At 63.1% G+C, this 16,630-nt stretch carries 21 protein-coding genes and 1 tRNA gene; 13 read left to right on the top strand and 9 right to left on the bottom strand.

What is annotated here, in order from left to right; all coding sequences use genetic code 11:
• Positions 1 to 93: 93 nt before the first annotated feature.
• The 8 genes from tolB (at position 94) to terL (ending at position 6,449) form a co-directional block, all read left to right on the top strand.
• A complete protein-coding gene (gene tolB, locus J2X06_RS11315) occupies positions 94 to 1,446 on the top strand; it encodes a Tol-Pal system beta propeller repeat protein TolB (RefSeq protein ID WP_310063603.1) in 1,353 nt (450 codons plus the stop codon).
• Positions 1,447 to 1,497: 51 nt separating this feature from the next.
• Positions 1,498 to 2,010, top strand: a complete 513-nt coding sequence (gene pal / locus J2X06_RS11310) for a peptidoglycan-associated lipoprotein Pal (RefSeq protein ID WP_310062408.1) — start codon at positions 1,498 to 1,500, stop codon at positions 2,008 to 2,010.
• Between the two features lie 18 nt (positions 2,011 to 2,028).
• The gene (ybgF, locus tag J2X06_RS11305; protein ID WP_310062405.1) at positions 2,029 to 2,835 is read left to right on the top strand and encodes a tol-pal system protein YbgF; all 807 of its coding nucleotides are present in this window, start codon (positions 2,029 to 2,031) and stop codon (positions 2,833 to 2,835) included.
• A gap of 51 nt (positions 2,836 to 2,886) precedes the next feature.
• Positions 2,887 to 3,564, top strand: coding sequence for a 7-carboxy-7-deazaguanine synthase QueE (gene queE / locus J2X06_RS11300; protein ID WP_310062403.1), 678 nt, complete (start codon positions 2,887 to 2,889; stop codon positions 3,562 to 3,564).
• A gap of 113 nt (positions 3,565 to 3,677) precedes the next feature.
• Positions 3,678 to 4,376 (top strand): 7-cyano-7-deazaguanine synthase QueC, encoded by a 699-nt coding sequence (queC, locus tag J2X06_RS11295; protein WP_310063602.1) that lies wholly within the window; start codon positions 3,678 to 3,680, stop codon positions 4,374 to 4,376.
• Between the two features lie 155 nt (positions 4,377 to 4,531).
• Positions 4,532 to 4,607, top strand: a tRNA-Lys gene (locus tag J2X06_RS11290).
• Between the two features lie 602 nt (positions 4,608 to 5,209).
• Entirely contained in the window at positions 5,210 to 5,869 is a 660-nt protein-coding gene (locus J2X06_RS11285) for a hypothetical protein (protein WP_310062400.1), read from the top strand.
• On the top strand, positions 5,829 to 6,449 hold the full coding sequence (gene terL / locus J2X06_RS11280) for a phage terminase large subunit (protein WP_310062397.1): 621 nt from the start codon (positions 5,829 to 5,831) through the stop codon (positions 6,447 to 6,449). Before J2X06_RS11285 ends, terL begins: the two co-directional genes overlap by 41 nt.
• Positions 6,450 to 6,770: 321 nt before the next feature.
• Here terL and J2X06_RS11275 read toward each other — a convergent pair whose 3' ends face one another.
• The 5 genes from J2X06_RS11275 to J2X06_RS11255 all read right to left on the bottom strand — a co-directional run bounded on the left by J2X06_RS11275 (position 6,771) and on the right by J2X06_RS11255 (position 10,513).
• Positions 6,771 to 7,331, bottom strand: a complete 561-nt coding sequence (locus J2X06_RS11275) for a flavin reductase family protein (RefSeq protein ID WP_310062395.1) — start codon at positions 7,329 to 7,331, stop codon at positions 6,771 to 6,773.
• A 30-nt stretch (positions 7,332 to 7,361) separates the two neighbouring features.
• Complete coding sequence (locus J2X06_RS11270; RefSeq protein ID WP_310062392.1) at positions 7,362 to 7,670, bottom strand: putative quinol monooxygenase; 309 nt, start codon at positions 7,668 to 7,670, stop codon at positions 7,362 to 7,364.
• A gap of 72 nt (positions 7,671 to 7,742) precedes the next feature.
• A complete protein-coding gene (locus J2X06_RS11265) occupies positions 7,743 to 8,489 on the bottom strand; it encodes an SDR family oxidoreductase (RefSeq protein ID WP_310062389.1) in 747 nt (248 codons plus the stop codon).
• Between the two features lie 131 nt (positions 8,490 to 8,620).
• Positions 8,621 to 9,526 carry a helix-turn-helix domain-containing protein gene (locus J2X06_RS11260; protein ID WP_310062386.1) on the bottom strand — a complete coding sequence of 302 codons (906 nt, stop codon included), beginning with the start codon at positions 9,524 to 9,526 and terminating at the stop codon, positions 8,621 to 8,623.
• 18 nt (positions 9,527 to 9,544) lie between these two features.
• Positions 9,545 to 10,513, bottom strand: coding sequence for an AraC family transcriptional regulator (locus J2X06_RS11255; protein ID WP_310062383.1), 969 nt, complete (start codon positions 10,511 to 10,513; stop codon positions 9,545 to 9,547).
• 307 nt (positions 10,514 to 10,820) lie between these two features.
• On the opposite strand from J2X06_RS11255, the gene J2X06_RS11250 reads away from it, so the two are divergent.
• The 4 genes from J2X06_RS11250 to J2X06_RS11235 are packed head-to-tail and all read left to right on the top strand — an operon-like array spanning position 10,821 to position 12,701.
• The gene (locus tag J2X06_RS11250) at positions 10,821 to 11,558 is read left to right on the top strand and encodes an SDR family oxidoreductase (RefSeq protein ID WP_310062380.1); all 738 of its coding nucleotides are present in this window, start codon (positions 10,821 to 10,823) and stop codon (positions 11,556 to 11,558) included.
• A 5-nt stretch (positions 11,559 to 11,563) separates the two neighbouring features.
• A complete protein-coding gene (locus J2X06_RS11245; protein WP_430539570.1) occupies positions 11,564 to 11,938 on the top strand; it encodes an Atu4866 domain-containing protein in 375 nt (124 codons plus the stop codon).
• Between the two features lie 39 nt (positions 11,939 to 11,977).
• Positions 11,978 to 12,265 carry a DUF1330 domain-containing protein gene (locus tag J2X06_RS11240; RefSeq protein ID WP_310062377.1) on the top strand — a complete coding sequence of 96 codons (288 nt, stop codon included), beginning with the start codon at positions 11,978 to 11,980 and terminating at the stop codon, positions 12,263 to 12,265.
• A 31-nt stretch (positions 12,266 to 12,296) separates the two neighbouring features.
• Positions 12,297 to 12,701 carry a carboxymuconolactone decarboxylase family protein gene (locus J2X06_RS11235; RefSeq protein WP_310062374.1) on the top strand — a complete coding sequence of 135 codons (405 nt, stop codon included), beginning with the start codon at positions 12,297 to 12,299 and terminating at the stop codon, positions 12,699 to 12,701.
• Positions 12,702 to 12,760: 59 nt separating this feature from the next.
• On the opposite strand, the gene J2X06_RS11230 is transcribed toward J2X06_RS11235, so the two are convergent.
• The 4 genes from J2X06_RS11230 to J2X06_RS11215 all read right to left on the bottom strand — a co-directional run bounded on the left by J2X06_RS11230 (position 12,761) and on the right by J2X06_RS11215 (position 15,556).
• The gene (locus J2X06_RS11230) at positions 12,761 to 13,549 is read right to left on the bottom strand and encodes an SDR family NAD(P)-dependent oxidoreductase (protein ID WP_310062371.1); all 789 of its coding nucleotides are present in this window, start codon (positions 13,547 to 13,549) and stop codon (positions 12,761 to 12,763) included.
• 12 nt (positions 13,550 to 13,561) lie between these two features.
• Positions 13,562 to 14,155 (bottom strand): NADPH-dependent F420 reductase, encoded by a 594-nt coding sequence (locus J2X06_RS11225; protein ID WP_310062369.1) that lies wholly within the window; start codon positions 14,153 to 14,155, stop codon positions 13,562 to 13,564.
• 53 nt (positions 14,156 to 14,208) lie between these two features.
• Complete coding sequence (locus tag J2X06_RS11220) at positions 14,209 to 14,628, bottom strand: DoxX family protein (protein WP_310062366.1); 420 nt, start codon at positions 14,626 to 14,628, stop codon at positions 14,209 to 14,211.
• 67 nt (positions 14,629 to 14,695) lie between these two features.
• Positions 14,696 to 15,556: a pirin family protein gene (locus J2X06_RS11215; RefSeq protein ID WP_310062364.1), complete on the bottom strand. Its 861-nt coding sequence runs from the start codon at positions 15,554 to 15,556 to the stop codon at positions 14,696 to 14,698.
• Between the two features lie 95 nt (positions 15,557 to 15,651).
• Between J2X06_RS11215 and J2X06_RS11210 the strand changes: the two genes are divergently transcribed.
• The gene (locus J2X06_RS11210) at positions 15,652 to 16,539 is read left to right on the top strand and encodes a LysR family transcriptional regulator (RefSeq protein ID WP_310062362.1); all 888 of its coding nucleotides are present in this window, start codon (positions 15,652 to 15,654) and stop codon (positions 16,537 to 16,539) included.
• Positions 16,540 to 16,630 lie beyond the last annotated feature (91 nt).

The following is a 16,630-nucleotide window of genomic DNA, read 5'->3' as shown; positions in this document are numbered from 1 at the left end:
CGGGTCGAAGCCATCCTTGAGGCGGCATTCACCAACCTGCTGTTAAGTATCCCAGGCTGTACCGACGAAACGAGTAATGGAGTGCCGATGAACATGCCGACGAAAGTGCCGACGAAAGTAACGAAGACTCGCCGACATCTGACCTGGCTGGTGGCGCTGCTGTCGCTGCTGCTTCCGTTGGCCGCTGCTGCCCAGCAACAGGGCTTGGAGATCGACATCGTCGGCGGCAATGCCGCGGCGCTGCCCATCGCCGTCGTGCCAATGCCCTACCAGGGCAGCTCCACCGCTCCGCCGACCGACGTCTCCGAAGTGATCACCGCCGACCTCAACCGCTCCGGCCAGTTCCGCGGCCTGCCACTGGCGCAGATCATCGAGAAGCCCACCCGCGGCGCCGAGGTCAACTATCCGACCTGGCGCGCGCTCAATCAGGATTACCTGCTTGTCGGTCGCGTGCTCGATGCCGGCGCCGGCAGCTACCGGGTCGAATACGAGTTGTTCGACGTCGCCAAGCAGGAACGCCTGCTCGGCTTCGCCCTGACCGCCCGCGCCAACGCCATGCGCGACGTCGCCCACCAGATCGCCGATGCGGTCTACGAGAAGATCCTCGGCGTGCGCGGCGCATTCTTCACCCGCATCGCCTACGTCACCGCCACCGGCACCGGCAAGGGCGCGCAGTACGCGTTGATGGTCGCCGACTCCGACGGTTTCAACCCACAGACCGTGGTGCGTTCGCCCGAGCCGCTTCTGTCGCCGTCCTGGAGCCCGGACGGCAACCGCCTGGCCTATGTCAGCTTCGAGGGCGGCAGCTCCTCGATCTACATCCAGAACATCGGCAGCGGCGCACGCGAGCTGATTGCCAAGTTCCGCGGCATCAACGGCGCGCCGGCGTTCTCGCCGGACGGCCGCCGGCTGGCACTGACGCTGTCGCGCAGTGGCAACCCCGAGATCTACGTGATGGACCTGGGCAGCCGCGCGCTGACCCAGCTGACCAACCATTTCAGCATCGACACCGAGCCGACCTGGAGCGCCGACGGCAGCATCATCTACTTCACCTCCGACCGTGGCGGCAAGCCGCAGATCTACCAGGTCGCGGCTGGCGGCGGCAGCGCCACCCGGGTCACGTTCCAGGGGAGCTACAACGCCAGCGCCAGCGTGTCGGCCGACGGCAAGAAGATCGCCACCGCCCAGGGAGCCGGCAACAACTACCGCATTGCCATGATGGACAGCACACTCGGATCTGCGCGCTGGAGCACATTGTCGCCAGGTTCGCTCGACGAATCGCCCAGCTTTGCCCCGAATGGCGCAATGATCATTTATGCTGCGCGCGAAGGCCGCCGCGGCGTCCTTTATGCCGTGTCCGCCGATGCCAGAGTGCGCCAGCGCCTGGTGCTCGCCGATGGCGACGTGCGCGAACCGGCTTGGGGACCCTACCGTTTGCCGCGCTGAGCCGAAGCATTTGCCACCCCTTAAGCTCCGAATAAAGACCAAGGAATGACCATGAACACCACTACCCGCATCCTGCTCACCGCCGTGCTGTGCACCGCGGCTGTCGCCTGCTCGAAGAAGGTCAAGGAAACCCCGCCGCCGGCCGAACCGACCCCGAGCGCGCCGGTCACCGAAGCCCCGGCCACCTCCGGCCTGTACGGTCCGGAAGACCTCGACACCGACGCCTGCCTGCGCCAGCGCGTGGTGTACTTCGACTTTGATCAGGACGCCCTGCGTCCGGAGTTCCAGAACGTCGTCGCCTGCCACGCCAAGTACCTGCGTGACCGTCCGTCCTCGCGCATGACGCTGGAAGGCAATGCCGACGAGCGCGGCAGCCGCGAGTACAACGTCGGCCTCGGCGAGCGCCGTGGCAACGCCGTGTCCTCGGCGGTCCAGGCCAACGGTGGTTCGAGTGGCCAGATCACCGTCACCAGCTACGGCGAAGAGCGTCCGGTCTGCACCGACTCGAACGAGGATTGCTGGGCCAAGAACCGTCGCGTCGAGATCATCTACACCGCCAAGTAAGGCGGCGTCGGCAGATCGATGCGCAAGTTCGTACTACCTGTAGCGTTCGCGGCGGCCCTGGTGGCCGCCGCGCCCGCGTTCGCGCAACGCGTGAGCCTGGCCGATCGCGTCGCCGCTCTCGAGCAGCGTGCCGGAGACAACCAGGCCAACGTCGACCTGCTCAACCAGGTCAACCAACTCAAGTCCGAGATCCAGGCCCTGCGTTCGCAGGTCGAGGAACTGCAGCAGCTCAACGAGCAACTGCAGCAGAGCTCGAAGGCGCAATACCTGGACCTGGACGGCCGTCTCAACCGGATCGAAGGGGGCGCCGTCGCGCCGCCGCCGACCACCGGAGCCGCGGCCCCAGCCGGCAAACCGGCGACGCCGGCACCATCGGCATCAAGCAAGGACCGCGCGCCCGCGGTCTACGGTGACAAGGGCGCTCTGGCCAAGGATGCCGGCGAACGCGCCGCTTACGACACCGCCTTCAACGCCATGAAGGCCGGCCAGTACGCCGAGTCGGCGCGCCTGTTCCAGGCCTTCGTCGAGGCCTACCCGAACGGGACCTACACGCCCAACGCGTTGTATTGGCTGGGCGAGAGCTACTACGTCACCCAGAACTACCAGATGGCGCAGGTGCAGTTCCAGGCACTGTTGGACCGCTATCCCACCCACGACAAGGCGCCGGGCGCGATGCTCAAGGTCGGCCTGTCGCAGATCGGCCTCAAACAGGTAGAGGCCGCCGAGCGGACCCTCGCCGAAGTCTCCACCCGCTATCCCGGCAGCGATGCCGCGCGTACCGCCACAGACCGCCTCAACGCGATCCAGTTGGGCCGGCTGCGCTGAGGGCTGCGGCGTTTTCAGTTCCTCCCGGCCGCATCCGGTAAAATTCCTCCCATGAACGCCGTCCCCGCCGAAGCGGCCGCAGCGTCGCTGGAGCGGCTGCGGATCACCGAGATTTTCCTGTCCCTGCAGGGCGAAGCCCGCAGCATCGGCTGGCCGACCGTGTTCGTGCGCCTCACCGGCTGCCCGCTGCGTTGCCAGTACTGCGATACCGCCTACGCCTTCCACGGTGGAGAGTGGCGGCAGATCGACGACATCCTGGCAGAGGTCGCCCGCCACGGCGCCCGCCACGTCTGCGTCACCGGCGGCGAGCCGCTCGCGCAGAAGCGCTGCATCGGCCTGCTGCACCGCTTGTGCGACGCCGGCTACGAAGTCTCGCTGGAAACCTCCGGCGCGATCGACATCTCCGAGGTCGACCAGCGCGTCTCGCGCGTGCTCGACATCAAGACGCCGGGGTCGATGGAGGTCCACCGCAACCTGTGGTCCAACTTGCCGCTGCTCACCCCGAACGACCAGGTCAAGTTCGTGATCTGCTCGCGCGAGGACTACGACTGGTCCAAGGACGTCGTCGCCGAGCATCGCCTGACCGAGGTCTGCGACGTGCTGTTCTCGCCGAGCTTCACCCAGGTCAAGCCGAGCGACCTGGCCGACTGGATCGTCGCCGACAAGCTGCCGGTGCGCTTCCAGTTGCAGTTGCACAAGATCCTGTGGAACGACGAACCGGGGCGCTGAAAGCCTTGAACGTCATCCCCGCGAAGGCGGGGAGCCAGCTCTGCGCCCCACCTGTTTTTCGATGCCTGCGAACGCGGGGATGACGAACCCAACCCATGTCCAGCCAGCCGACCATGAAGAAAGCCGTCGTTCTCGTCTCCGGAGGCATGGACTCCGCCGTCGTCATCGCGATCGCGCGCGCGCAGGGTTACGACGTCCACGCGCTGAGCGTGCGCTACGGCCAGCGCCACACTTCCGAGCTCGATGCGGCCGATCTCGTCTCGCGCAAGCTCGGCGCGGTCGAGCACAAGACGGTCAACGTCGACCTGCGCAGCATCGGCGGCTCGGCACTCACCGACGAGGCGATCTCGGTGCCGACCGACGCCGACGGCCATGCGGTCGGGCAGGCCGCGGCCAAGGACGCGATCCCCGTCACCTATGTGCCGGCACGCAACACCATCATGCTGTCGGTCGCGCTCGGCTGGGCCGAAGTGCTCGGCGCCGCCGACATCTTCTGCGGCGTCAATGCGGTGGATTATTCTGGCTACCCGGATTGCCGGCCGGAGTTCATCGCCGCGTTCCAGAGTTTGGCCAACCTGGCCACGAAGGCCGGCGTCGAGGGCGCGGGCCTGCGCGTCCACGCCCCGCTGCAGTTCATGAGCAAGGCCGACATCGTGCGCGAGGGCATCCGCCTGGGCGTGGACTTCGCCGATACCGTGTCGTGCTACCAGGCCGACGAGCAGGGCCGAGCCTGCGGCCATTGCGATGCCTGCCGCCTGCGCGCGGAAGGCTTCGCCGCAGCGGGCGTGGCCGATCCGACCCGATACTTCTGACCGGGATGGCGCAGGCGTGAGGCAGGGTCGTGACGCCCAGCTCACAGGCGCCTGCCGCGTCCACATCGTGTTTGCTAGAATGCTCGCCCCGACGCAATGCCGGGACTGCGCTCAAGAGTTCCTGCAATCCACGAGCGCGCAGCAGCAATAAACGTGGGCCGTTAGCTCAGTCGGTAGAGCATCGGACTTTTAATCCGCTGGTCGATGGTTCGAATCCATCACGGCCCACCATCTAGTCCACACCCCTCTTTTCTCTCTGCCACATCTGCGCAGAAGGCCTTGAAAAGTCAAAGGCTTGGACACTCTCCTTTCGCCAAAGAGAGCGTTGGGGAAGGCGTATGCAGCCGCGCAATCGCTCCCTTTCTCCGATGTGACTTCCGGCCGACCAATATTCCTAGTTCCTTTCGATGTTCGCCCCCCCGCGGAGTCGGCTTCATTCGGCAAGAACGGGGGCGCTCGGCAGCCGATCGGGCTCCATCGATCAATAGCTCTGGAGATGGGGCCTACTTGATCCCCGCGCTTGAGGTGTCAGATTGCGACTGCCCGTCGCTAGACAGGCCGATCAGAATTCCACGACTATTCGACCGGGGCTGAGAGCAAACAGGAAGAGGGGCACATGCGCGCCAAGGACGTTTTCACGCCAGGTGGCTTTCCGCAGTACACGCTCGTCGATGAGCACCTGAGGGACAAGGAGAAGGCGCTGCGACAGGCGATGGATATGGGGAACGTTGTGGTTTCCCTGTCGGGCCCATCGAAGTCTGGCAAGACCGTGTTTGTCCAGAACATCATCGGGAAGGGGAGCATCATCCACGTCAGTTGCCTTTCCGGCCTGGGTGCTGGGTCGGGATCCCTCCAAGCGGATCATCTGCGCCAGCTACGGCCAGGAGCTCTCCAACAAGCTCGCCCGCGATACCTCGGCGGTGATGTGGTCGGAGTGGTATCTGCGGGCTTTTGCGACCCGGCTGGCGCAGCGTACGGCCGCCGCGGACTTTGAGACGACCCAGCGCGGCGGCCGCATGGCGACCTCCGTCGGCGGCGTGCTGACCGGCCGTGGCGGCGACATCGTGATCATCGACGATCCAGTCAAACCCGATGAGGCCCTATCTGAGGCTCAGCGGCAGGCCGCCAACGACTGGTTCGACAACACCCTCTACACCCGCCTCAACGACAAGCGCACCGGCGCCATCGTGATCATCATGCAGCGCCTGCACCTGGACGACCTGGTCGGGCACGTCCTGGAGAAGGAGGCCTGGGAGGTGATCAACCTGCCGGCGATCGCCCAAGAAGACGAGGTCTGGGACTACGCCACCGTGCTCGGGCCCACCCAGTATGTGCGCCAGAGCGGGGAGTTGTTGCACCCTGAGCGTGAGCCACAGGATGTGCTGGATGGAGTACGCGCTGCGCTCGGGGAATACAGCTTCTCAGCCCAATACCTGCAGGCGCCTGTGCCGCTTGGCGGCGGCGGGCTGGCTGGCGTACTACACCCCCGATGAGACGCCGGAATACTTCGACACTATCGTCCAGAGCTGGGATACGGCCAACAAGGAAAGCGAGTTGGCCGACTACAGCGTGTGCACCACGTGGGGTGTGAAGGGCAAGAAGAGTTACCTCCTCCACGTCCTGCGCAAGCGCATGGCGTACCCCGATCTCAAGCGGGCAGTTATCGCCCAAGCGGAGGCCTGGAAAGCTCGGACGATCCTCATCGAGGACAAGGCCTCGGGCATCCAACTGGTCCAAGAGCTGCGGGGCACCGTGTCAGGCATCAAGGGCATCAAGTGCGAAGGCGACAAGATCATGCGGATGCTGGCGCAGACGCCGGAAATCGAGAACGGTCATGTCCTCCTGCCGAAGCAGGCCCCCTGGTTGCCAGACTATGTGCAGGAGCTGACCACCTTCCCGAAGGGGAAGTATGACGACCAGGTCGACTCGACGGCACAGGCGTTGAAGTGGATCACCGTCGAGGGTCGGGAGCCGGGGATCATCACCTACTACAAGCAATTGATTGCGAAACAGCGGGGCTTGACGATGGATGAGGTAGAGAATCAGTTGCGGGCCGGTCGAACCGCTTTGTAACGTGGCGATAGCCTGCATCCGATGAGTTCAGTCACGACTGGAGCCGCGTACGCGGCCTCAGTCGTGAGGGCTCCAGACTCGACGGCCGTGCGTCATATCCACCGCCGCCATCGGGCAACCAGCAGGCTGGCAACCGCGACGACCAGCATCGTCGTGACGGCACCAGTAACCCGCGGACTCCGGTCTTGAAGAAGAGGTTTCAAAGTCCATGTCGAGCACCCGGCAATTACCGCCTTTGCGGGCGTCGCCTCCAAGAAACTTCGTTTTCCCGGTTAGGAAGAACGCTAATGCGCAGGGGAAGGGATGGATGTGACTCTGTCCTCACAGGTTCTGGGGCTTAAACTTGCTGCGCCGACTGATGTGGCCGCCGGATGTCATGAATTCAGCGTCGCCTCGGTAATGCAATGTCTCCGGGCGCTTTGGTGATGGCGCGACGTGGGCTTTCACTACCTCCCAGATGAAGAGACCGTACTCGTCGATCTGTCGATCGTCAGCCAACTTGCACTCGAAGTTTGCGTGGCATTCGGCAATGAGTTGAGCATCCACATATCGTCCAGGCCGCGCCGTAAGGCCGAACTTCGCGAACTTATCGATTCGTTCGGATCCACTGCAGTTGCCGATCCCCACAACCGTATCGACCATGTCGGCTGTCGGAAGGTTGATGACACATTCTCGGCTACGCCGGATCAGCTCAAAGCTGTGGTTTCCTTCCCAGATGTAGCATCCAAACATGGCAGGAGAAAACCCCAGCATCATGTGCCATCCCATGACCATGATGTTGGTCTCGTCTTTCCAGCAGGAGCTGACTAGTACGATGGGGCCTGGTTCGAGATAGCGCCGGATATCGGTTAGCGGGAAGTCGTGTTTCTCAGGGATTTTCATAGCGTTTCTCCTGGATGGCGTCTCAGAGCTCTAACGGCAATCAGTCGATGAACGTTTTTGGTAGCTTCGAATATCCGGTTCGCCATCGCACAGCGCCGGTACTTGACCCAGGAAAGCCTGAACGTAATCGGTTGTCATGTGGAAGTCGAAGTCTGCCGCCGAGCGCCAATCTTCAACCACGATCCACAAGCCATCATCGCTGGTGTCTTGAAAGATCTCGTAGCGAAGATTGCCTGGCTCGCTGCGGGACGACGGGACCAGGCCCATCAACTGATGGCCTAGACGAGCCTCCTCGCCACGTTTGGCCGCGAAGAATGCCACCTTGCTGATTGGGTCCATGAGAGATCTCCTGAGGGCGGTCGGCGCGAGTCTCGCGCCGACCGCTGCGAAGGGGCGTCGGCCCACTGTGAATTACCAGGGCTGATCCGTCGGAAGCACGAACAACTCGGCGACGTTGACGTAATCCGGCGCCTGCAGGGCGAACAGGATGGTGTCGGCGATGTCGCCAGCCTTCAGGAACGCCATCTGATCACGCAGGCCTTCCATTTGATCCCGATAACCCTTGTCCGTGACGTGCTCGAACAGTTCAGTGTCCACTGCGCCCGGCTGGATGCAGGTAACGCGGATGTTGTGCTTCTTGCCGACTTCCAGACGCAGACCTTCGGAGAATGCGGTAACGGCATGCTTGGTGGCGCAGTACACAGACAGGCCCGGGAATACCTTGCGGCCGGCAATGGACGAGGTGTTGAAGATATGACCGTAGCTTTGCTTCTGCATGTAAGGCAGAACAGCGGCGGTGCTGTTGAGCAGACCCTTGATGTTGACATCGACCATGCGGTGCCACTCGTCGGTCTTCAGCGTTTCGATGTCCGAGATCGGCATCAGGCCAGCATTGTTGAAAAGGATGTCGATCGTTCCGTAGGTATCGACCAACTTCTGGACGCCGGCCTGCACCGAGGTCGGGTCGACTACGTCCATTTCGATGGCAAGGGCTTCACCGCCGGATGCCTTGATCTGGTTCACCAGAGCTTGCAGGCGGTCGATTCGGCGCGCAGCCAAGCCGACCTTCACACCTTGCGCTGCGAGCTTGAGGGCCGTAGCCGCGCCAATGCCGCTGGATGCGCCCGTGACGAGAGCAATTTTTCCGTTGAGTTTCATGAGATTCACCTTGGGGTTGGGAGCCGTGCTGCCGATGCGAAGTGGGCATCGGCTCGAGCACGGGGCGCAGATTGCGCTTCTCCCGAAGGTGTCTCTCTTGGGATCTTGCCCCGGCTGTCGGGGTTTTGCGGTCAGGTATCGCCGCGGTAGTCACTGGGAGCAACGCCGGTCTCGCGACGAAAGACCTGTGCGAAATGGCTGGCGCTTGTGTAGCCGACCTCCAGACCAATCTCAATGATGGGTCGCGACGTCTCCCGTAGGAGCTGGCGGGCCCGCTCCATGCGAAGGCGAATGACATAGCGCGACGGCGCGAAGCCGGTGCTCTGCTTGAACGCGCGGCCGAAATGGAACTCGCTGAGCCCGGCTTCACGTGCAAGTGGCGCGAGGTGGAACTCACGGTCCAGCTGTGACTCCATCAGTTCGATTACACGGCGCAACTTGAATGCGGGCAATCCCCCGCGAGGTCGCCGCTTGCCTGTCGCCGCGGCGCCATACTGACGTACGAGGTGAACAGCCAGGCTCTGCGCGAGGCCCTGAACGAACAGCGCGCTCGGGCCGTGCGCGGACAAGAGTTCGGCACGCAATGGTTCGAGCAGCCCCGACAGCACTGCGTCGCGCTCGCCCGACACATCACGCAATTCCAACTCGCGCGCATCGCCCAACACTTCCACGGTGGCGCGCTTGAGCAATGGCAGCCCCAGGTGCAGATGCATGACCTCGAACGGCGACGATTCGTCTGCCGTCCAGCGAAGCTCGTACGGATCCTGAGCGTTGGTCAGAAAGAAATCGCCTGCGGACACGCGATTGGCGTGCCACGGGCCGTCCAGCTCACGTTCCTCGACGACCGCGGCACCGGACAGCACCCACACGACCAAGGGCTCCGGTACGGCGGGGATCAGCAGGCATTCCTGGTGCGGCTCACGCTGGTAGAGCTGCACCAGCAGGTCTTTCCATGCTCGCCCACGGCTGGCGGCGATGCGCGTCCCGGGCACCCGATCATCGAGCGCTTCGGCGGAGCTGTGGGCAGTGTCGGCCATGGCGCAGGGACGACCGTCTTACGAGGCCAGCACACGCTGCTCGGCTGCCACGTGTCGTACGGGCGGCGCCAGGTTGAGCACATCTTTGAGATGCCGCGCCTCCTCGATCGGACTGCGTCCGAACATGCGCTTGAACTCACGGCTGAACTGCGATGCGCTCTCGTAGCCCACCCGTTCGGATGCCGTGACTGCGGTCAAGCCGTTGCGAATCATCAGAAGTCGAGCCTGGTGCAGGCGCATGGCCTTGATGTACTGGATCGGCGAGGTTGCGGTGACCGTCTTGAAGTGCGCGTGAAATGCAGGGACGCTCATATTTGCCTCACCGGCCAATGTCGTTACATCCAGCTCGTGGTCGTACTGCGAATGAATCCGACGCAACGCCTTGGCGATGCGCCCGAAGTGACCGCCTTGGGTCAGAGCGGCGCGCAGGCTGCCGCCCTGGTCGCCGGTGAGCACGCGATAGGTCATCTCGCGCACGATGGCCGGGCCCAGCAGCTTGGCTTCGCCGGGATTCGCCAACGCCTCGAGCAGGCGCACGGTGGCATCCCCGAAGCGCTCGTCGACCGGCGTGGCGAACATCGTGCGTGGCCGCACGTCGAAATGCGGCTGGGTTTCGTCGACCGACAGAGCCAGTTCGGCGGTCATGGTCGGATCGATGCGCAGTGCGATACCCAGCATGGGCTCCTGCGGACTGGCCTCGGTCTCGATCTCGAATGGCAAGGGCACGGCCAGCACCAGGTAATGCTGCGCGTCGTAGACGTACGTGTTCCCGCCATGGAAGCCGCGCTTCCGCCCCTGCGCCACGATCACGATGCTTGGCTCGTACAGGGCGGGAGTGCGCACGAGCGGGTGATTCGCGCGCATCAAGGTGACTCCGTCGAGCAGCGATTGCGTGTAGCCCTCGTCCGGAGCCAGCCGGTCGATCAGATCGACCATCCGAGCCTGACGTGAGGCGGCAATCGTGGGCGTTTGGGCGCGCGTGGCCATGGGGCTGGTCCGGTGCTGAATAGAGGAACAGGCTATATATCACCACGAAATGCACCCATGTGGACGGCCCGAAATAGGAATAGGCAATACGCCTAGACGTTCCGGTCTTAGCGCGGGGCCCCGGTGTTCCTAGCATGGCTTCCACCTGGAGAGGCACCGCCAGGCCCACCGTCCCCGCCGGGACCTGCCTCTGGAGGCCCTCATGCACCGCTTCGGAATCCTGCTTGCCGTCCTCGCCTTCTTCGCGCTCGTGCTCCGTGCCGAAGCTGCCGAACACCTCTGAACCCCTGATCCTGGAACCCCACCCATGAACACTCAACAGACTTCGAAAGTCATCCTAGTCACCGGCGCCAGCAGCGGTATCGGCGAAGCCACCGCGACCCGTCTTGTCCGCCAGGGCCATCGCGTCGTGCTCGGTGCGCGCCGGACCGAACGCCTGCAGGCGCTGGCCGAACGACTACGCGACGAAGGCGGCCAAGTCGCCTACCGGGCGCTGGACGTCACTCGTCTGAACGACATGCAGGACTTCGTGGCGTTCGCCGAAGCAACGTTCGGTCCGGTTGATGTTGTCATCAACAACGCTGGCGTCATGCCGCTGTCGCCCCTGAACGCGCTCAAGGTTGATGAATGGGACCGCATGATCGACGTTAACGTCCGCGGTGTCCTGCACGGCATCGCCGCCGTCTTGCCGAGCATGGAGGCGCGCGGACAGGGCCATGTGATCAATGTGTCCTCGATCGGCGGACACGCGGTGTCGCCCTCGGCGGCGGTGTACTGCGCGACCAAGTACGCGGTGCGCGCAATCTCCGATGGTCTACGTCAGGAAACCGACAGCATCCGCGTGACGGTGGTGTCACCGGGCGTGGTCGAGTCGGAACTGGCCGACACCATCTCCGATACCACGGCGCGCGACGCGATGAAGGCCTTCCGCCGTATCGCTCTGCAGCCCGACGCCATTGCCCGTGCGATCGCCTATGCCGTCGAACAGCCGAATGACGTCGATGTTAGCGAGCTGATCGTGCGCCCGACGGCGAGCCCCTACTGATTCCCGTGCGTCGCGCCGCTCGCTCGTTCGCCGTTCCGGTCGTGGCGTGCGCCATTGCCCTGACTGCAGTTACTACCTCGGTCGCGCTGTCCGCGTCAGCGCAGCCGAAGTCCACATCCGCGCCCCAGGAGACTTCCAACATGAACGCCCATCCCTATCTCGGCATGTGGGTCACAGCCGACGGCCATATCCGCCACGAACTGCTGCCCAACGGCCGCTATGACGAAGCCCGTGGTCGTCGCAGCAGCGCCTATCAAGGCAACTACACCGTCAACGGCGATCACATCGATTACGTCGATGACACGGGCTTCACCGCCGATGGTGATTTCGTTGACGGAGTCCTCTACCACGCCGGCATGGTCCTTTTCCGCGAGCTCTAACCTGGCCCGCACCTCACATGACGCACACAGGAGATTGAAATGTCCGCCTACCTCATTGGCAATGTCGAAATCCGCGACGCCAACGCGATCGCCGAGTACCGCCGACAGGCGCTACCGCTGGTCGAGAAGTTCGGTGGCAGGGCTCTGGTCATCGATGGCGCCGCCGAGTTTTTCGAAGGCAACTGGCTTCCGCGCAACATGATCCTGCTGGAGTTTCCCAACATCGAGGCGATCCAGGGCCTGCTGTCGTCGCCGGAGTACGCGCCGTTGGTCGCCATGCGCCGGGCCAACGCGCATACCGACTTGGTCGCCTTCGAGACCGCGTAGTGCCGCTTCCTTTCCGACTGGAGTCAATGTCATGTCAACTTCCAACACCGATCGCCATGCCGCGGGACTGGTCACGCTGAAGAGCATTACCGGTAGCAGCGGCGAGGCTGTGGTAGACAGCCTGAAAGACATCGCTCCGGACTTCGCGGACTGGATTGTGGCGTTCGCCTACGGCGACGTGATGGCGAGGCCGGGTCTGGACAAGTCGACCCGGCAGATCGCCACCATCGCCGCGCTGACGGCGCTGGGGACGGCCTCGGCGCAGCTCAAGGTGCACATCAATGGCGCTTTGAACGTCGGGTGCACGCCTCTACAGGTCACCGAGGCGATCCTGCAGATGGCCGTGTATGCGGGTTTTCCGGCGGCCATCAACGGCTTGGTCGCGGCGCGGGAGGTCTTCCTTGAGCGTGGCGTCTCGCCGCTGTCACCGCAGTAGCCGCGATGGCTATGTTCGAAAGGCTGCTGGCGCAGCCGTTCGATTGAGGTGATGCGTGACTACAGCTCAAATCCTCCAATTGTCATACCGCCGTCAACCACCAGCAGGTGACCAAACAAGTAGCTGGCATCGGCCGAGCACAGCCAGATCGCCGCTGCGGCAATTTCCGATGGTTGTGCGCCGCGCTTGGCCGGAATGGCCTTCTTGGCCAGCTCGGCGAATCCGGGGTTCTGAACGCTGTTCGCGACGACCATCGGTGTTTCCGTCCACCCCGGAGCGATTGCGTTGACGCGAATGCCGTGAGCGGCGTTCTCCATCGCCGCCACGCGGGTTAAACCATGCACGCCGTGCTTTGACGCGGCATAGGCCGACATGCCGCCGGGTCCAGTCAGCGCGGCTACCGACGCCGTGTTGACGATGGCGCCTCCGCCACTACGGAGCATCAGCGGAAGCTCGTACTTCATGCCTAGAAAGACGCTCTTGAGGTTAACGCTCAGTACGCGCTCGAAGTCTGCCGTTGGGTACTCTTCGATGCGGTGCGTACCACCGGTGATGCCGGCGTTATTGAATGCCGCATCCAGACGCCCGGCGTCGCTTTCGATGCGGGCAAGAAGGCCAGCCACCTGCGCCTCGTCCGACACATCGACGTGCGCCGTACGCACGCTACCGTCGAACTGTTCGCTCAGTGCAAGTGTCTCTGCCAATCCGCGATCATCTACATCGATTGCGTAGACCAAGGCGCCACGACGGGCGAACCCGAGTGCCGCCTCCCGACCGATGCCAGAACCGGCTCCGGTTACGAGAGCTACCTTACCGATGAAGTCACGCCTCTGTTCATCTGTAGCCATTTTTGCGCGCCCTTAATACTTGATCAAGTTATGGACCATCAAGGGTCTGCCGAAATGCTGGAGCCGCCCGCCCTGGTCGATCGGACCAAGATCAATCGCGCTGAAGCCGAGGGCTTCAATCAGCGCTGCGATCTTGATGTTCGCGTCGGTGTGATCTCCCGACAGGAAGAGGGTGCGGCGCCCACCTTGCTTGCGCGGGTCCGAGGCAAGAATGGCGGCGGGCAAAGTGTTGAAGGCCTTGACGATGCGGGCGCCGGGTGCAAATTCGCCGATCACTTGACTGGATAAGCGCCCCGCAAGGTCAATTGGACGAAATGAGGGGGATTCCACGGCATTGGTGGCGTCCACCAAAATGCGATCCTGCCAATTCCCCGTACCGGCAAGCGCGGCGGGAGCGGAGGCGAAGGGCACCGCAAGGAAGACGACGTCGGCCCGCAACGCTTGCTCAAGAACGGTCGGCTTAATGCGATGCCCCAGCTTGCTTGCCAGTTCCTGCAGGGAGGCCGGACCTCGGGAGTTCGCTACTTGAACGTCAAGGCCGGCGCGGGCGAACTGAGTTGCGATGGCGCTGCCGATGGCGCCAGAACCGATGATTGCGTATGTCATAACTAGGCTCGGGTGAGGCGCCGGCCGTCTGCCGACGCCTATGGTCGGTGGAGTTACTTCGCGGACTTGGCGTCGATGCTGAAGGCGCCCGCGCCGTTGGCCACGAGCATCAGGAATGCGCCCGTGATGGAGACATTCTTCAAGAACATGATCATCTGCATCTGGTCGGCGAAGTTGTTATGGAAGAGCAGGCCCGTTGCCAAGGTGAAGCCGGCCAGCACTGCCGCCACGACGCGGGTCTTCAAGCCCAGGATGATGGCGGCGGCACCCAAAACTTCCAGAGCAATCACCCCTGGCAGCGCGATGCTCGGTACGCCCATCGATGCCATGTAACCAGCGGTCGCGTCGTAGGCGCTGATCTTGCCTAAGCCGGAGATGAGGAAGAGAACGACGAGAAGAACGCGTCCGAAAAATTCAGCGCTATTGCGGGCGACGCTGGTCGGGGCGGATGCGGTGGACACGATAGTAGACATGGGAAATCTCCGGATGTGGATTGATAGGTAGGTGAAGCAATGGGTGCTGCGGGGATGCGCGCCGGATTTAGCGAAGACGTCCGGTTTTGCTGAGGATTTGGCCAATGCGTTTGATCTCGGCCTCGCCTCGCTCCAACGCGTCAGCGTTGGTGTGAACCGAGTAGTAGCCAGTCACGAGGTCGTGTGGGTGCTTGATTGCAGTGCCAATCACGAAGGAGGTCGGTCCTTGCGCCGTGAACTCGAGTGCCGCGTCGGACTCGTCAAACACCGCAATCTCGCCAGCGGCAACGGCGTCCGGCGTTTTGGCCACGCCCTCGTAGACCGCAATCCAACCTACGGTGTGTCCGTGCGGCGGCTGGTAACGCCACGTCTCGCCCGCCTGCAGGCGAACATGGAAATAGTTGATGTCTTCGGGGGCGCGGATTGGGCTGCGCGCTTGGCCATAACGGCCCAAGACGACCGTGACCGGCCCATCTCTTTCGACCTGCTCGGGCGGGATGTACTGCCCTTCCGCCGGTGAGTTCTCCAGGTCCGCCGGCAAGGCCAACCAGAGTTGGAAGAATTTCAGGGGCTCGGCGGTATAGACGCGGCCGTCATGCCAGGCTCCCGCGCCCGCCTTCATCCATTCCAGACCACCCGCGGGCACCCGACCGGACTGACCGGTCGTATCTTCGTATTGCAAGCCACCACTGAGTGCGATCGTCAGCGTGGCGATGCCAGAGTGCGGGTGAATACCGAAGAAGGTGTCGCCGGTCGGCGGCAGTTCGCCGTGGTCCAGGAACACGAACGGCTTGATCAGTTGGCCTAGGTCAGAAGGGTTGACCAGACGAGTAATGGGGCCCCGCGTGGTGCCGCGTCCTTGAACGACAATGCGGCGGGCGGGGGTCAGCGTTTCCGGCTGCACGGGCTTGCGAGATAGGCGGGTCACGGCGGCATCTCTGTGGAGGTGCGGACACGATAGGTTTGCGGCATGTATCTTGGTAGCCTATATTTCTAGATGATATCCATCGAAGGGATAGATATATGCTGGACGGTGTCACGCTGGACCAAATCCGGACCTTTATCGCAGCCGCAGAGGAAGGCAGTTTTTCCGCCGCGGGCCGCAAGTTGCGGCGTGCTCAATCGGTCGTCAGCCACACGCTTGCGAATCTAGAAGCGCAGCTTGGCGTCTCCTTGTTCACGCGCAGCGGACGCTATCCGCAGCTGACCGAGGAAGGGCAGTCACTGCTGCGCGATGCGCGTGCCGTGGCCGACCACATGGATGATTTCAAGGCGCGGGCCCGTTCCATTCGCGAAGGCCTGGAGCCAGAGCTGTCTGCGGCAATGGATGTGATGTATCCCATGCCGGCCATCACCCATGCAGTAGGCCAGTGCCGAGAACTCTTTCCAACGACTCCGTTGCGGCTCTACGTAGAGGCGCTGGGCGGTGTCGTTCAGCCCGTTTTGGATGGCTCCTGTCGCATCGGCGTGATCGGATCGCTTCCCACCGTGCCGGATGAACTAGTAGCTGAGCCTTTGGTGTTGGTGCCATTCGCCACCGTCGTATCGCCTCAGCATCCCCTGGCGAAAACGCGAAAGCCACTCTCAAATGGAGAGCTGAGCAAGCATGTCCAACTAGTGCTGACGGACCGCACGCCATTGTCGTCAGGACGCCACTTTGGCGTCATATCACCCCTGACTTGGCGGCTGGCGGATTTGGGCGCCAAACACGCCTTTTTGCGCGCCGGTTTTGGTTGGGGACATATGCCGGTGCATATGGTCCAACAGGAGCTGGATCAAGGGCAATTGGTGGAAATCCGCACGCACGCCAACGCGAAGACGCGTGCCAGTTTGGAAATGCAAGCGGTATATCGCAAAGATGCGCCGCCCGGACCGGTAGGACGTGCCTTCATTGAAGCCTTGAGGCACTGATGGCGATGCATTCGTATTCAAGCCAGGGGACGGACGGCCTAGTTGTAAGGTTCTACAAATGAGTAGTTGCAGTCGCAAATCGTCGCTTGGT

The sequence above is a fragment of the Lysobacter niastensis genome, from assembly GCF_031457115.1.
Classification (GTDB): domain Bacteria; phylum Pseudomonadota; class Gammaproteobacteria; order Xanthomonadales; family Xanthomonadaceae; genus Lysobacter_J; species Lysobacter_J niastensis_A.
This window is presented reverse-complemented; position numbering and strand designations above follow the sequence as displayed.

Excerpts from the sequence above, each read along its gene's own strand:
- tolB (WP_310063603.1), top strand. The coding sequence starts at position 94 with ATGCCGACGAAAGTGCCGACGAAAGTAACGAAGACTCGCCGACATCTG.
- pal (WP_310062408.1), top strand. The coding sequence starts at position 1,498 with ATGAACACCACTACCCGCATCCTGCTCACCGCCGTGCTGTGCACCGCG.
- ybgF (WP_310062405.1), top strand. The coding sequence starts at position 2,029 with ATGCGCAAGTTCGTACTACCTGTAGCGTTCGCGGCGGCCCTGGTGGCC.
- queE (WP_310062403.1), top strand. The coding sequence starts at position 2,887 with ATGAACGCCGTCCCCGCCGAAGCGGCCGCAGCGTCGCTGGAGCGGCTG.
- queC (WP_310063602.1), top strand. The coding sequence starts at position 3,678 with ATGAAGAAAGCCGTCGTTCTCGTCTCCGGAGGCATGGACTCCGCCGTC.
- J2X06_RS11275 (WP_310062395.1), bottom strand. The coding sequence starts at position 7,331 with ATGAAAATCCCTGAGAAACACGACTTCCCGCTAACCGATATCCGGCGC.
- J2X06_RS11270 (WP_310062392.1), bottom strand. The coding sequence starts at position 7,670 with ATGGACCCAATCAGCAAGGTGGCATTCTTCGCGGCCAAACGTGGCGAG.
- J2X06_RS11265 (WP_310062389.1), bottom strand. The coding sequence starts at position 8,489 with ATGAAACTCAACGGAAAAATTGCTCTCGTCACGGGCGCATCCAGCGGC.
- J2X06_RS11260 (WP_310062386.1), bottom strand. The coding sequence starts at position 9,526 with ATGGCCGACACTGCCCACAGCTCCGCCGAAGCGCTCGATGATCGGGTG.
- J2X06_RS11255 (WP_310062383.1), bottom strand. The coding sequence starts at position 10,513 with ATGGCCACGCGCGCCCAAACGCCCACGATTGCCGCCTCACGTCAGGCT.
- J2X06_RS11250 (WP_310062380.1), top strand. The coding sequence starts at position 10,821 with ATGAACACTCAACAGACTTCGAAAGTCATCCTAGTCACCGGCGCCAGC.
- J2X06_RS11240 (WP_310062377.1), top strand. The coding sequence starts at position 11,978 with ATGTCCGCCTACCTCATTGGCAATGTCGAAATCCGCGACGCCAACGCG.
- J2X06_RS11235 (WP_310062374.1), top strand. The coding sequence starts at position 12,297 with ATGTCAACTTCCAACACCGATCGCCATGCCGCGGGACTGGTCACGCTG.
- J2X06_RS11230 (WP_310062371.1), bottom strand. The coding sequence starts at position 13,549 with ATGGCTACAGATGAACAGAGGCGTGACTTCATCGGTAAGGTAGCTCTC.
- J2X06_RS11225 (WP_310062369.1), bottom strand. The coding sequence starts at position 14,155 with ATGACATACGCAATCATCGGTTCTGGCGCCATCGGCAGCGCCATCGCA.
- J2X06_RS11220 (WP_310062366.1), bottom strand. The coding sequence starts at position 14,628 with ATGTCTACTATCGTGTCCACCGCATCCGCCCCGACCAGCGTCGCCCGC.
- J2X06_RS11210 (WP_310062362.1), top strand. The coding sequence starts at position 15,652 with ATGCTGGACGGTGTCACGCTGGACCAAATCCGGACCTTTATCGCAGCC.